The organism is Streptomyces sp. TP-A0356 (assembly GCF_001417775.1).
GTDB lineage: Bacteria > Actinomycetota > Actinomycetes > Streptomycetales > Streptomycetaceae > Streptomyces.
This window is the reverse complement of record NZ_BBZJ01000020.1, coordinates 42,960-56,825: the sequence shown is the minus strand read 5'-3', so window position 1 is coordinate 56,825 and position 13,866 is coordinate 42,960. Positions and strand designations below refer to the sequence as shown.

The 13,866-nt window shown below is 72.1% G+C and carries 10 protein-coding genes and 1 pseudogene; 3 read left to right on the top strand and 8 right to left on the bottom strand.

What is annotated here, in order from left to right:
• Positions 1 to 4 precede the first annotated feature (4 nt).
• From ASC56_RS43140 to ASC56_RS18830, 4 genes and pseudogenes are all read right to left on the bottom strand, one after another.
• Positions 5 to 143, bottom strand: a pseudogene (locus tag ASC56_RS43140) (F420-dependent methylene-tetrahydromethanopterin reductase); the annotation flags it as partial.
• Positions 144 to 220: 77 nt separating this feature from the next.
• Positions 221 to 1,984: an FAD/NAD(P)-binding domain-containing protein gene (locus tag ASC56_RS18840; protein ID WP_055492631.1), complete on the bottom strand. Its 1,764-nt coding sequence runs from the start codon at positions 1,982 to 1,984 to the stop codon at positions 221 to 223.
• Between the two features lie 523 nt (positions 1,985 to 2,507).
• Entirely contained in the window at positions 2,508 to 4,277 is a 1,770-nt protein-coding gene (locus ASC56_RS18835) for a nitrate- and nitrite sensing domain-containing protein (RefSeq protein ID WP_159039676.1), read from the bottom strand.
• A 251-nt stretch (positions 4,278 to 4,528) separates the two neighbouring features.
• Positions 4,529 to 5,785, bottom strand: coding sequence for a DUF5685 family protein (locus ASC56_RS18830; RefSeq protein ID WP_199836025.1), 1,257 nt, complete (start codon positions 5,783 to 5,785; stop codon positions 4,529 to 4,531).
• 323 nt (positions 5,786 to 6,108) lie between these two features.
• Here ASC56_RS18830 and ASC56_RS18825 point away from each other — a divergent pair, with 323 nt between their 5' ends.
• On the top strand, positions 6,109 to 6,546 hold the full coding sequence (locus tag ASC56_RS18825; protein ID WP_055492628.1) for a cell division protein SepF: 438 nt from the start codon (positions 6,109 to 6,111) through the stop codon (positions 6,544 to 6,546).
• Positions 6,547 to 6,585: 39 nt separating this feature from the next.
• Here the strand turns inward: ASC56_RS18825 and ASC56_RS18820 are convergent, their stop codons facing one another.
• Both ASC56_RS18820 and ASC56_RS18815 read right to left on the bottom strand, forming a co-directional pair.
• Entirely contained in the window at positions 6,586 to 7,776 is a 1,191-nt protein-coding gene (locus ASC56_RS18820; RefSeq protein ID WP_055492627.1) for an acyl-CoA dehydrogenase family protein, read from the bottom strand.
• Positions 7,777 to 7,894: 118 nt separating this feature from the next.
• A complete protein-coding gene (locus ASC56_RS18815; protein ID WP_055492626.1) occupies positions 7,895 to 9,508 on the bottom strand; it encodes an MFS transporter in 1,614 nt (537 codons plus the stop codon).
• Between the two features lie 259 nt (positions 9,509 to 9,767).
• On the opposite strand from ASC56_RS18815, the gene ASC56_RS18810 reads away from it, so the two are divergent.
• Both ASC56_RS18810 and ASC56_RS18805 read left to right on the top strand, forming a co-directional pair.
• Positions 9,768 to 10,934 (top strand): glycosyltransferase family 39 protein, encoded by a 1,167-nt coding sequence (locus ASC56_RS18810; protein ID WP_055492625.1) that lies wholly within the window; start codon positions 9,768 to 9,770, stop codon positions 10,932 to 10,934.
• A gap of 238 nt (positions 10,935 to 11,172) precedes the next feature.
• Positions 11,173 to 12,195: a phosphatase PAP2 family protein gene (locus tag ASC56_RS18805; protein ID WP_055492624.1), complete on the top strand. Its 1,023-nt coding sequence runs from the start codon at positions 11,173 to 11,175 to the stop codon at positions 12,193 to 12,195.
• A 116-nt stretch (positions 12,196 to 12,311) separates the two neighbouring features.
• On the opposite strand, the gene ASC56_RS18800 is transcribed toward ASC56_RS18805, so the two are convergent.
• Positions 12,312 to 12,527 carry an I78 family peptidase inhibitor gene (locus tag ASC56_RS18800; protein ID WP_055492623.1) on the bottom strand — a complete coding sequence of 72 codons (216 nt, stop codon included), beginning with the start codon at positions 12,525 to 12,527 and terminating at the stop codon, positions 12,312 to 12,314.
• Between the two features lie 324 nt (positions 12,528 to 12,851).
• Positions 12,852 to 13,847, bottom strand: coding sequence for a YafY family protein (locus ASC56_RS18795; protein ID WP_055492622.1), 996 nt, complete (start codon positions 13,845 to 13,847; stop codon positions 12,852 to 12,854).
• Positions 13,848 to 13,866 lie beyond the last annotated feature (19 nt).

Below are 13,866 nucleotides of genomic sequence, written 5' to 3'. Positions count from 1 at the left end.
GTGATCAACCCTTCCATACGGGATCCGCCGGCCCGAGGTGCGAGCGCAGCGTGGTTCCCGTGTGTTCCGTGCGGCAGACGCCGCGCTCCTGGAGCAACGGCACGACCCGGTCCACGAACCTCGTCGAGTCCGCCCTCGGGAAGGGGCCCGTCCGGGTCGTACACCGAGAGGTCCACGCTCCTTTCTTTGGCCGGCCGGAAGGCGAGGGGTCGGGTCGCGCTCAGGCCGCGGCGCGACCGGACCGCTCGCGCAGGAAGGTGAGCGCGGCCCGGGCCGCCGCGTCGTTCTGGCGGAGGGCGAGCCCGCCCGTGCGGGGCCGGGTGAACGCGCCGGAGCCCCGGGCGTCGGTGTGCGGGCCGAGCGCGAAGCGCCGCGGATGGGGCAGGCCGGAGCGGTCCAGCACCCGCCCGTCCGCGGGGTCGACGGCGAGCAGTCCCTCGGCCGTGGCGGCGGCGCCGTCCGTGTACAGCTCCCGCAGCAGCCGGTCCCGGGTGCGTTCGAGCGTGGGGTGCGGCAGCCTGGCCTCGACCAGCGCGCGTGCCTCGACGAACGCGCCGGGCACGGTGGCACTCGCCGCCCGGAAGACCCCGTCCTCGGCGGTGACGGTCATGCCGGCACCGAGGAACTTCAGGACGCCCGCGCGGGAGAGCGCCAGCATCTGCCGCAGCCGTGGTCCGGGCGGACCGGACGCCAGAAAGCTGAAGAAGCCGTGCCACCAGGACCCGATGTCCCCGAGCCGCACCAGCTGTCCGTAGACGGACAGCAGCCCGAGGAAGACCGCCAGGTCCGGGCTGTGGGCGGGATCGTGGCGCCTGGTCAGATCCGCCTCGATGTAGGCGCGCAGACCGTCCTGGAGCGCATCGGGCGAGGGATGGCGCACCCCCTGCAGTGGATGGTCGAGTGCGGTGAGGTCGAGCCGGTCGGCCGGGTCGGGTACGGCGGTGGCCACCAGCGCCGACAGCGAAGCCGGGCCGGCCACGGCGTACTTCTCCTCGAAGTCCGTCCAGGCGACGGCGGTGCGCTCGGGGTGGGCGGTGAACAGCCGGTGGTAGTGGGCGAAGCCCAGTTCCTTCTCGATCAGCGGCCACACGTCCCGCCGGAAGTCGAAGCCTCCCGGGCGCGCGAGCAGTGCGTCGACCTCGGCCGGCCCGAAGAACCGGGGCAGCGGCGGTCTCTCGCCCGTCCAGTCGTAGCCGATCTTGGAGTGGTACGGCACACCGCGCCGGGAACCGACGTACAGGACCGGTTCGCGTCCGGAGGGGACGTACACGTCACCCTCGTAGCGGCCGCCGCGCCCCTCGGTGAGCAGCACCATGAGGTCGACGAAGGCGAGGCCGAAGCCACGGACGAGGACCGGCTCACCCGCCTTCAGCGGGGACAGATCGCTGTCGGCCGTGAAGTCGGGCGGCAGGTGCACCAGGCCGTGGGTGCGTGCGTAGGACGCCAACGCCTGCTGCTCGTCGTCGAGTTCGGCGTCGAGGTGGCCGAGCGTGAGGACGACGAGGTCGGCGAGGAGGGGCTCGGGCCGTCCCTCCAGCCAGACCCGCTGCCTGCCCTCGCGCGGGCCCTCGACCCGTACGGCGAGACGTGGGTGGTGGTGGACGCGGATGCCCGGGGGCAGGGCCGCGACCGTCTGCTCGTACACCCAGCGCATATAGGCGCCGTGTCGCTGCCGACCCGCGAACAGGCGCCCGTCGACGCCGGCCCACTCGTGCAGGGTGGGGCCCTCGCGCACCGGGCCCGCCATGACCACTGTCTCGTCGGTGTACATGGTGACGTCCTCGGCATGCGAGTTCATCCACAGCAGCGGTGACTGCGCCTCGCGCCAGATGCGTCCGCCGCCGGGCGGATACGGGTCCACCAGGTGCACGTCGAGCTGCGAACCCGCGTACAGCTCGGGCGCGTTGGCGGCGATCCGTTCCAGGAGACCGGTCCCTCGCGGCCCGGCTCCCACGATCACCAGCGAACGGCGTTCGGTGCTCATCGCGTGCGCTCCGAACCACGAGCGTCGAGGGTGCCCATCAGCGTGTTCGCCGCGCCGCTGGTGGCGGATCGTGCTGCCGCAGGCCAGTTGGGCGGCGGTGCGGCTTCTTCGGCTGCCGCGGCCGGTCGAGCGAGGGTGTCGGAGGACATGCGAAGGCTCCGTGATGCGTCGAGTCGAACACGGTGGATGCCTTCACACGGTGGCGCGTACGGCCGAGCCCCTCAGCAGGGCCGTGCACCGAGAGTACGGGGGCGTTTCCCCTCGCTGTCAAGGCCGTCCGTACTGTGAGCCGTGTGTCTCAAGTCGGTTGACGCAGATCCGGATGCCTGTTCCACTTGGCACATGCATCAACAGCAGCGGCTGGTCACCCGCTCCCACATCGACTTCGGTCGCGTGTGGTCCTCTTCCTGTTGAGCCGACCCCCTGCGCGCCCCGGTTCCACGGGGTGTCCTTCGCCTTCTCCCACGCCTTCACACGCGCACCCCTCCCCTCTTCGCTCGCTCCCCTCGCGCCCTTTCGGGGCCTAGGGCGATCGCTGCAACGCGGGCTCCGGCACCAGCGCGCCGGCGTCCTCCGCGGCCGCCCGCGGTGCCGGAAGCACGGGCTCCGGCGGGGCCGGTTCCGTCCCGGCAACCGGGGCCCTGCGCGGCGCGACGGGCTCGGTGAGCAGTGACACCGGGATCAGCACCCGCGCCACCACACCGGCCGCCGGGGCCTGCGCGAGCCGTACCTCGGCCCCGCCCGTGCGGGCGAAGGCGCCGACGGCGAAGTCCCCCAGGTATCCGGTGGGCCCGGACCCCCCGTGATCGACGACCGAGAGGAGATACCCGGTGCCGGTGCGCGTTCCCTGGACCTCGACCTCGCCGTCCGAGTCCGGCGGCGTGGAGGTCAGCGCTCTCTCGATCAACCCGGCGAGCAGACGGGCGGTTTCGGCGACGACGCAACCGACGATGTGCGCCGGTTCGACGTGCCGGACGCCGACACGCCGGTGCGCCTCGACCTCCATCAGCGCGGCGCGCAGGACGTCGGTGACGGACAGCGGGGTGGGCTCGGGCGGGGGACCGCTCTCCCCGGCGACGACCAGCACGCCGTCGGCGTTGCGGCGCAGCACCGCCTGCTCGATGGCCAGGTCGAAGGCGAGGCGCTGCACCCGGTCGAACGCCACGGCGACGTCGCGGACTTCCGCCCCGGCCCGGTCGGACACGGCGAGCGGCGCGGGTGGTCCCGGCGGCTCCCCCAAGGCGCCGTTCCGCACGGCCGCGACGGCCCGCGGCAGCCGGGCACCGGCCACCTCGCGCGTCTGCTCGGCGAGCGCGGCGAGCGGTGTGGAGACGGTGCGGACGCAGTCGAGGGCGAGATGACCGAGTATGACGACGGTGCCCAGCGCGAACAGTACGAACAGGAGCAGATCGCACCGGGCGGTGCCCTCCAGCGCGGCGGCGCGGTCCTCCACGTCCCTGCCGAGCGAGATCTGCACGTCGCGCAGTCCGTCGACGGTGGAGGTCATGGACTGCCACCAGGACATCGCCGGGACGCCACGCGGGCCGAGCCGGCCGTCGCCGTGCGCGGTGACGTTCTCGTACGCGAGCGCGCGGCGGGCGGCGGGTGTGGCGAGGGCCGCGTCGAGGCGCCGTTGCTGGGCGCCGGTCGCCGTGCGCGGGAAGCTCTCCAGGGCGGCGAACCTGCCCGCGCGGATCTGCAGGAAGCGGCTGTAGTCGTCGGCGCGGAAGCGGCCGGTGCGCAGGGGGCCGAGCACGAGGGCGCGCTCCTCGTCGGTGAACTCCTTGGCGTTGCCGAGGACTTGCAGCGTCTGGCAGGCGGCGCGGAGCCGGCGGTCGTAGACGTCGTCGAGGCCCTGTGCGAGCCGGTTGAGGACGGTGATGGTGGTGGTGAGGCGGTCGAAGGTGGCCCTGACCGCACCGGCACCGGCACCGGCACGGGTGCCTTCGTCGACGTGCCGGCGGATCACGGCGAGTGCGTCGAGCCGTGCCAGGGACGCGCGCACGGAGGCGGCGGCCGCGTCGTCGCGGCCCCTGAGGGCCCTGCCGAGCCGCGCGCGGGCGGTGTCGGTGACTCTGCGCTGAGCGGGCAGCAGGGCGCCGAACCGGCGCACGCCGCCGACGTAACCGGTGGTCAGACCGCGCTCCTTCTGCAGTTCGTGGACGAGCGCCTGGAGCGTGACCGCGAGCCGGGCGTTGCGGGCGGTGGCGGCCGCGTTGCGGTACGCCGAGAGCTGGTCGGCGGCGGCCGCGCCGAGCAGGGCGAGCAGCACGGCGAGGGCGAGCACCAGCATCCTCAGAAGCCTGGCGCGGATGGTGGGGGATGCCGTGCGTCCGGTCCCGCCGCGGACACCGGGCATGCGCGCGGGCCACGTTGTCGGTGTGACGTGCACTGAAGGGCCTTATGGGGAGGACGAGTCGTGGGAGCAGGGCGGAAAGGGTTCCGCCCCGGCCAACGACCCCACGGCACACCGGTCACCAGATGATGTTCTTGTTTTACGGAGTGGAAACGCGATTTCCACCCCAGGCGTCCTATCAGCCGGGGTCAGCAGTCGCAGCCGCAGTCGCATCCGTCGCAGCAGTCACATCCGTCGCAGCAATCGCATCCGTCGCAATCGCCACAGGAGTTGCCACAGCACTGACACCAGTCGCAGCAGTCCCCGCAGTCCTCGCAGAAGGACGCCTCCTTGCGCTCCCCCGTCCACGGATCCTCGTAGGTGCCGCAGCACATCTGACAGGTGCAGGCGAGCCCCAGCCACACGGCGCAACCCGCGATCGGCCCGCGCCGGTTGCGACGGGGCGGTTCCGGGGGCGACGGCGGACCCCCCGGCACACCGGGCGTGTACGGGCCAGGAGGTCCGCTCGGCGTGTACGGGCCAGGAGGTCCGCTCGGCGGGTACGGCCCGGAGGGCGGCGGGCCGTACAGTTCGGGCGTGTGCGAGCAGGAGGTCGTGCCGAAGGCACGGTCGACGGAGTTGCGCAGCTCGTGCGCGAGCAGCACATGCGCGAGCCGGCCGTCCGTGAACTCCACCTCGCGCAGCGCGAGCCGTATCCCGTGCAGTGCGTCGTCGGCGAAGCGGCGGGCCTCCGCCAGGGAGGTCCCGGTGGCCGTCAGCGGGTTCCAGGCACCCGACGCGGCGTCGGACTCCCTGTCCTCCACGGCGTCCAGCAGATGCGCGAGGCGCCCGAAGAGCCGGCCGGCCTCGGCGAGCGGCTCGGCGTTGCCCGGGCGTCCGGCCAGCAGGGCCGTGTGCGCGAAGGCGGCGGCGGTGGCGGTCTCGGTCGGCTCGGTGACGGACAGGATCGGGGTGCCCGGCCCGGCGAGCGCCTCGATGCCGACCTGCCGGTCCACGGCGTCCACCAGCACGGCGGTGTCGAACCCGACCTCCGTGCCGGTACGGGCACCGGCCCGGCCCCAGCTCGCGGCGACCCGGCGCGCGGCGAGCGCCACCGGCCGGCGCGCCAACAGCCCGTCCCCGTCGGCCATGTGGTCACGCACCTTGGCCGAGGCCAGCACCAGCGAGACCGCGGCCGCGAGCCGCGCTCCCTCCCCCTGCGCGACGGACGCGGTGCGCATGCCGCGCAGGGGACAGGGTCCCGCGGTGCGGCGCCAGCCGGTGGTCCGCTCGGCCTGAGCCTCCGTCAGAACCGAGATGAGCAGCCCGTCGTAGTTGGTGACCACCCGGGCGAACTGCCCATGGTCCCCGCGCAGCGCGAGGCACAGCCCGCACAGGTGCGCCATCCACTGAGTCCTCAAGCCCTCACTCAGCCCGTGACGGCAGGGCCGGACCATTCCGAACACGACACTCCCCCGTGCCTCGTACGACATTGAACTGCCACACCGGCTGAGGCGATCCGGAGGCATCGGGCGACACGGTATCTGCCACCTCGTTCACCCGTACGCACCGCCCGTCACCCGTACGCCGCGAGAAATCGTATTTCACTCACAGTCAGCAGTGGTTTACGGCAGGACCCTTGGGACACGCGGGCTCTCGACGGATTTGCTGTGCACCAGTACCGTCACGAAACCCCCGCGCGGCGTCTATCCACTTGGCGCCACATCCGCATCATGGACGACCATGGGGTTGCGGAAGGCATGAAAGACCGCTGTGAGAGGAGGCGTCCATGGGATCGGTGCGCAAGGCGAGTGCCTGGCTCGGCCTCGTCGACGACAACGATGACGAGCGTTACTACGACGACGAGTACGTCGAGGGCCAGGAGCAGGGCGAAGCCTGGGTGACCGACCCGCGGGTGAAGGTCGCGTCCGACACGGCCGAGGAGAGGGGCCGCCGGATCGGCACGGTCGCCCCGGACAGCTTCCGGGACGCGCGAGTCATCGGCGAGCTGTTCCGGGACGGGGTCCCGGTCATCATGAACCTCACCAACATGGAGTCCTCCGACGCCAAGCGCGTGGTCGACTTCGCGGCCGGCCTGATCTTCGGCCTGCGCGGCTCGATCGACCGGGTCTCCAGCCGCGTCTTCCTGCTGACGCCCGCGAACACGGAGATCGTCAGCGGCGACGCCGCGAGCCGGCACCACGACGGATTCTTCAACCAGAGCTGAGGCAGGGCCGCTCACCGGCCCTGCCCGCTTGGGGTCCGGTCACCGGAAGGCGTCGAGTCCGGTGAGCGCCTTGCCCAGCACGAGCTGGTGCATCTCGACGGTGCCCTCGTAGGTGAGCACCGACTCCAGGTTGGTGGCGTGCCGCATCACGGGGTACTCCAGGGAGATCCCGTTGGCGCCGAGGATCGTGCGTGCGGTGCGGCAGATCTCGATGGCCTCGCGTACGTTGTTGAGCTTGCCGAAGCTGACCTGTTCGGGGCGCAGGCGCCCCGCGTCCATGCGTCGCCCCAGGTGGTGGGCGAGCAGCATCCCCTTGTGCAGTTCGACCGCCATGTCGGCGAGCTTGGCCTGGGTGAGCTGGAAGCCGCCGATGGGCCTGCCGAACTGTTCCCTGGTCCTCGCGTACTCGACGGCGGTCTCGAAACACGACCGGGCCGCGCCCATGGCCCCCCAGACGATTCCGTACCGGGCGTGGGAGAGACAGCTGAGCGGTCCCTTGAGCCCGACGACACCGGGAAGTACCGCGTCGGAGGGCAATCGCACGTCATCGAGGACCAGTTCGCTGGTCACGGAGGCCCGCAGGGACCACTTGTGCTTGATCTCGGGGGCGGAGAAGCCGGGTGTGTCGGTGGGGACGACGAACCCGCGGATGCCCTCGTCGGTCCGCGCCCAGACGACGGCGACGCCGGCGACGGAACCGTTGGTGATCCACATCTTGCGGCCGTCGAGCACCCAGTCCGCGCCGTCGCGTTTGGCGTGGGTGCGCAGGGATGCGGGGTCGGAACCATGGTCGGGCTCGGTGAGACCGAAGCAGCCGATGACCTCACCGGCGGCCATGCGCGGCAGCCACTGCTGCTTCTGCTCCTCGCTGCCGTACCGGTGGATGGCGTACATGGCGAGGGAACCCTGCACGGAGACGAGGGACCGGATCCCCGAGTCGGCGGCTTCCAGCTCCAGGCAGGCCAGGCCGTACTGCATGGCACTGGCGCCGGCGCAGCCGTAGCCGCTGAGCGACATGCCGAGGGCACCGAGGGAGCCCAGCTCCCGGGCGAGCTCCCGGATGCCCGGCAGCTCTCCCTTCTCGTACCAGTCGGCCACGTACGGCAGCACGCGCTCCGCCGCCCATCTGCGCACGGTGTCGCGGATGGCGAAATCGTCGGCGTCCAGCAGGTCGTCGATCCCGAGCGGGTCGGCGGGGTCGAAGGGCGGCGACGTCGGGGACGCGGACATGGGCAGCCTCCGTGAACCTAAAACTAGCAGCGCTAGCCGCTACTGGACGGGCCGACGGTACGACGCGCCGCGCCGCGCGTCCAGTACCGGGCGCGCCCGCGCGGACGGTCCCCTACTGTCACACCGATACGCGGGAGTGCGTCTCCTCGCGGGGTGCCGGGAGCGCCGCGGTCGGGCTCGCCGCGGCCGGCTCGCAGTGCATGGTCCGCGGCAGCCTCAGCGCCATCACCGCGCCCAGCAGCAACAGCACCGCACTGACCACGAGCGTCATGTGCAGCCCGTGGACGAAGGCGCCCTGCGCCGCGTGGCGCAGGGCCTCGCCCCGCGCGCCGCCCAGGCGGCCGGCCACCTCGTACGCCTCCCCCAGCGAGTGGCCGGCGGCCCTGGACTCCCGTTCCGGAACGCCCGGCACCGACGACAGGGCCGGCGCGTACGCCGCGTTCATCACGCTGCCCAGCAGCGCGATCCCGATGCCCGCACCCAGCTGGTACGACGTCTCACCGATCGCCGCCGCCCCGCCTGCCTGCGCCTGCGGCGCCTCGCTCAGCATCGACTCGTACGCCCCGAAGAGAGTCGTCTCCAGGCCGAAGCCCAGCAACACGAAGCCGGACAGCAGCAGCGCCGGGTTGTCGTGCCCGCCCATCGCCGTCAGCGTCACCACCGCCGCGGCCGTGAGGCAGAAGCCGAAGACGACCATGCGCCGCGGGCCGAAGCGATGCAGCAGGTTCGAGCCGACCAGGCCCGCCGCCATGGCCGCGAACGTCAGCGGCAGCAGCCGCAGTCCCGTCCCGAGCGGGGAGAGGTGCAGCACCAGCTGCAGATACTGCGCCGCGATCAGCTCCAGCCCGACCAGCGCGAGCATCGCCAGCACGATGCACCCGACCGACGTACTGAAGGCGGGGCGGGCGAACATCCGCAGATCCACCAGCGGATGCGCGCGACGCCGCTGACGCCGGACGAAGGCGACCAGCAGACCCGCCCCCACCAGCAGCGACAGCACCGTGAACGGGCCGAGCGGCGGCTCCCCGGCGCCGAGCCGCTTGACGCCCAGGACCAGTCCGAAGAGGCCGAACGCCGCCATGAGCGCGCCGACCACGTCCCAGGGACCGTCGCGGTCGCCCTTGGACTCCGGCAGCAGCAGCCGTCCGACCGGCAGGCTGACCAGCATCAGCGGGATGTTGATCAGGAAGACCGAGCCCCACCAGAAGTGCTCCAGCAGGAAGCCGCCCAGCAGCGGCCCGACCGCCGCGCCCACCGCGGCCACCGCGCTCCAGATGCCGATCGCCAGCGCCCGCTCCCGCCGGTCGGGGAAGACCTGGCGCAGGATCGACAGCGTCGCGGGCATGATCATCGCACCGCCCACGCCGAGCAGGGCCCGCGCCACTATCAGCACCTGCGCGTCCTGAGCCAGGGAAGCGACACCGGAGGCGACGCCGAAGATGCAGTAGCCGAGCAGCAGAACGCGTCTGCGGCCGATCCGGTCGCCCAGCGTGCCGAAGAGGATCAGCAGCGAGGCACAGACGAGCGGATAGGTGTCGACGATCCAGAGCAGTTCTATGCCGCCGGGCTTGAGGTCCTCGGTGACGGCGGGCACCGCGACGTGCAGCACGGTGGCGTCGAGGGCGACGAGGAGCAGGCTCACGCAGAGGACGACGAGGACGACCCAGCGGTTGGCACCGGCCCCGGCCGCCCGACGGCGCAGCCCAGCGGCGGCCGTGGTCGTCCCGGACATGTACGTACCTCCCAGATGCTCCCTCGCTTCGGCGGATCACGGGGGTGGGGACGGTCCCGCGGCCAGGCCGGGAGGAGCGGTACTCCCGGGGCCCACGCAACGAAGCGAGCAAGGCGCCAGCGTACGCGAGTCCCCGGCACGGTCGCGTGGCGGACCTCTCACGTTTGCCCGCGAGAGGGTGTGGCGTACGCCACCCATGCCACGGTCCACCACGCCGGAGGCGGGCTTCCGGTTCTGTACTGCGTCGATAATCGAGCGCGTGACCGATCTTGCAACGCGCACGGGGCCGCTCCGCAGCGGCGGTGCCGTGCGCCGGGCCGCCCCCGGCCTGGTGGGCTATGCGGCCGTCCGTGCCCTGGGCCTCGTCGTGCTCGCGCTGTGGAGCGCGGCCCGGGGCACGAGCCCGCACACCCTGCTGGCCGCCCGCTGGGACGCGCTCTGGTACACCCGGGTCGCCGCCCTCGGCTACGGATACGAGGTGCGGCTGCCGAACGGCGACGTGCACTCGAACCTCGCGTTCTTCCCGCTGCTGCCCTGGTTGGAGCGGCTCGGAGCGGCGCTGACCCCGCTGTCGTACGCCGACGCGGGGCTCGTCGTCGCCACGCTCGCCTCGCTCGCCGCGGCCTGGGGGATCTTCGCCGTCGCGGACCATGTGTACGGCCGCCGGGCGGGAGTGTGCGCGGCGCTGCTGTGGGCGGCGCTGCCGGTCGGGATCGTGCAGTCGATGGCGTACAGCGAGTCCCTGTTCACGGCGCTGGCCGCCTGGTCGCTGTACGCGGTACTGACGGGCCGTTGGGTGACGGCGGGCGTGCTCGCCGCGCTGGCGGGCCTGACCCGGCCGGTGGGAGCGGCCGTCGTCGCCGCCGTGTGGGTGGCGGCGATCGCCTCCCACCGACGGAGCCGGCACGCCTCGGGCGACGGAGGGCATGTCGCCGGCCGGGCGATCGGCATGCTGCTGGCCCCGCTCGGTGCCGCCGGCTATGTCCTGTGGGTCGGCCATCGCACCGGCGAGGGCCCCCTCGGCTACCTGGACGTGCAGGCGGGCTGGCGCAACGGCTTCGACGGCGGCTACGCCTTCGCCCGCTTCATCGCGGCCAAATTCACCTCCCTCCCCTCGGCGGTGGCCGGCGCCGGACTGATCCTCGGGGTCACGCTGATCGTCTGGCTGTACGTGGTGTGCGTACGACAGCGCCAGCCGCTGCCGTTGCTCGTGTACGCGGGCGTCGTCATCGCGCTCGCCCTGTGCGCGTCGAGCTACTTCGGCTCGAAACCGCGCCTCCTGCTGCCCGCCTTCCCCCTGCTGCTGCCCCTGGCCCGGGCCCTCGCGCAAGGGCGTCCACCGAGGTCGGCGGCGGTCCTCGGCTCTCTGGCGGCGGTATCGGCCGTCTACGGGGCGTTCTGGCTGAACGGCTCCGGTCCACCATGATCCACTCGTGACCAACGGTGAGCGACCGGGGAATTGCGTCCCAGCATTCGGTGAACGAATAGATAAGCGCCATAAAACGCGGGCGTGTGATGATCAATGGAATTGACGGCCGGGTGCCACTCCGATTGCGGAATCCGTGGAAATAAACCGCCCGTTGAGAGGAATCCCACATCACATCGTCATCACAAACCCAGTGATTCGGGCGGGTCCACAGCTCACTCGCTGTAACGTCGATTGAGTGCGTACCGAACCAAAGCTGAGCCGTCTGGACCGGGCCTTCGCCCGGTTGGACCGTGAGCCGGGGCGACCGGCCCACATTGATGTGCCCAGGATGAGCCGGCACCGAGTGGTTCTCTTCTCGGCAACTCTGGCCTTCTACACGGCGATCGTGTGGGCCGTCGTGGTCTCCTCCTGGCTGGTCCGGCTCGACTGGCAGGTCATGTTCTTCCGGCCGTACCAACAGTGGCCGCAGATCCACGCGTTCCTCGACTACTACGTGGTGCTGGGCCAGCGCGGCCCCACCGCGGTGATGGTCGCGGCCTGGCTGGGCTGGCGCTCCTGGCGGCAGCACACCCTGCGGCCGCTGCTCTCCCTGGGCGCGGCACTGCTCCTGCTCAACGTCACGGTCGGCGCGGCCAAGTACGGCATGGGCCGTCTCGGACCGCACTACGCGACCGTCATCGGGTCGAACGAGATGTGGCGCGGCGGCGATATATTTCCCTCCGGTCATACCGCGAACGCCGTGGTGACCTGGGGGATTCTGGCCTATCTGGCCTCCACGCCGCGGGCCCGGCGCTGGCTGTCCGCGCTCTCCGCGGTGACCTCCCTCGGCGTCGGTCTGACCACGGTCTACCTCGGTACGCACTGGCTGAGCGATGTGCTCCTCGGCTGGGCCGCGGGTCTGCTGATCCTGCTGGCGCTGCCCTGGTGCGAACCGCTGATCGCCCGCGCCGAGACGGGCATCCTCGCGCTGCGGGACCGCCGGCGCGGCCGCCATGCCGTCCCGGCGCCCGCTCCGGCCCCGGTCGCCTCGCCCACTCCGGTCCTCACCCCGCCGCGCCCCGCCGTGGGCGAGGAGGCGCCGGTGCGGGAGCCGGTGGCCGTCGGCCGGACCTCCCGTCCGCCGGCCTACCTGGCCCCCGGCCCGCACACGGCGCGTGCGGAGCGCACCCCGGTCACTCCGGCGGGCAGCCGCCGCCCGCCGCACTCGGACCGGGTGTCGCGCGGCACCCCCTCGGCCCGTCCCCTGGCGGGCGGCTGACCAGCGGAGTCACGGGGAGCGGTACACACAATGTCCCCGCGTGGCGAAGGCCCCGGCTCGGATGCGAGCCGGGGCCTTCCTCGTGATCGCGACGCGCCCGGGGCACGTCCTGCCCGTCAGCCTTTCCAGCTGCGCCTGACCCTGCCGTTGTCGACCTCGAAGTTCAGCCGTCCGACGCGGTACTCCATGGTGATGATCGAGCCCGGCGGCAGCGAGCGGACCGTGCTCCAGCCGCGCTCACGGGCCAGCCGTTCGGCCTCGTGGGCCTCCAGGCCGACGTACGACTCCGGGGAGTCCTCGGGCTCGGCGCCAGGGGTGGGAATGGGTGCCATGCCGCCACGTTAGGCCGCGGGCCTGCGCCGCGGAAGTCCGTGCCCGCCACACGTGCCACACAATCCCCCTCCGGTCACGCTTCTGTCACAGGATCACGACACCCGTATCGGCCCGACAGCGTCACACGTACGAGGGGTTCCGCAGCCGCCGGACACCATTCGAACGTAATTCTCAGCAGGCTCGTCCGTCGCCGGAAAGGCGCCTAATACCCCGGGTAAAGCGCGGCACGCAGTTTCACTCCGAACTCTTTCCATTCGCATTCCCGGATCAGGCCCGCCGACTGACTCCGCATAACACATACACGGCTTGAGCACAGAATCCCCTTATGCCCCGCTGTCGCGCGCCGGGGGCCGCTGGCTCCGTTCGAGAGCCCGGGAGAGCCGGTCCCTCGCCGTCCTGAGGACCTCCGTCAGTTCGGCGGGCTCAAGCACCTCGAACTCGAAGCCCATCATCATGACGTGAATCACCATCACGTCGAGGCTCGCGGCCCCGGTGCGCAGCAGACAGCTGCCGTCGCTCTCCGCCTCCAGCGTCCCCGCCGACGGCGAGATCCGCTCGGCCGCCTCGGACAGGGGCACCAGCAGTCGTACGACGGCCTGCGCGGCGTACGCGCGCGTGGAGACGCCCTTCGACACATACGCGGCCAGGTCGTCGGCCGGTGGCGTCCGCGGGGTGAAACGGGGACCGTGCGGCGGCTTCGGAGTGATGCGGTCGACGCGGAACGTGCGCCAGTCGTCGCGGTCGACGTCCCAGGCGACCAGATACCAGCGGTGCTCGGTGCACACCAGCCGGTGCGGCTCGACCGTACGCCGGGTCGGGGCGCCACCGTGGTCGTGGTACTCGAAGCGCAGTCGCTGCGCGTCCCGGCAGAGGTGGGCGAGTTCGCTGAGGACGGCCGGGTCGACCGCGGAGGGCCGAGGGCTGCGCAGCATCGGCACGGTGAACGCGTTGAGGGCGCTCACCCGGCGGCGCAGCCGGTTCGGCAGCACCTGTTCGAGCTTGGTGAGGGCGCGTACGGAGGTCTCGCCGATGCCCTCGATCCCCTGCCCGGCGGCCGTACGCAACCCGACCGCCACGGCCACAGCCTCGTCGTCGTCCAGAAGCAGCGGCGGCAGCTCGGCCCCCGCGCCGAGCTGATAGCCGCCGCCGGTGCCGGGGCTCGCGTTGACGGGGTAGCCCAGCTCGCGCAGCCGGTCGACGTCCCGGCGCACGGTGCGCGGGCTGACGCCGAGGCGTTCGGCGAGGTCGGCTCCGGACCATTCGCGGTGGGCCTGCAGCAGGGACAGCAGGCGCAGCAGTCGTGCCGAGGTCTCCAGCATGGCCCCAAGTCTGCCCGCC

Excerpts from the sequence above, each read along its gene's own strand:
- ASC56_RS18840 (WP_055492631.1), bottom strand. The coding sequence starts at position 1,984 with ATGAGCACCGAACGCCGTTCGCTGGTGATCGTGGGAGCCGGGCCGCGA.
- ASC56_RS18835 (WP_159039676.1), bottom strand. The coding sequence starts at position 4,277 with ATGCTGGTGCTCGCCCTCGCCGTGCTGCTCGCCCTGCTCGGCGCGGCC.
- ASC56_RS18825 (WP_055492628.1), top strand. The coding sequence starts at position 6,109 with ATGGGATCGGTGCGCAAGGCGAGTGCCTGGCTCGGCCTCGTCGACGAC.
- ASC56_RS18820 (WP_055492627.1), bottom strand. The coding sequence starts at position 7,776 with ATGTCCGCGTCCCCGACGTCGCCGCCCTTCGACCCCGCCGACCCGCTC.
- ASC56_RS18815 (WP_055492626.1), bottom strand. The coding sequence starts at position 9,508 with ATGTCCGGGACGACCACGGCCGCCGCTGGGCTGCGCCGTCGGGCGGCC.
- ASC56_RS18800 (WP_055492623.1), bottom strand. The coding sequence starts at position 12,527 with ATGGCACCCATTCCCACCCCTGGCGCCGAGCCCGAGGACTCCCCGGAG.
- ASC56_RS18795 (WP_055492622.1), bottom strand. The coding sequence starts at position 13,847 with ATGCTGGAGACCTCGGCACGACTGCTGCGCCTGCTGTCCCTGCTGCAG.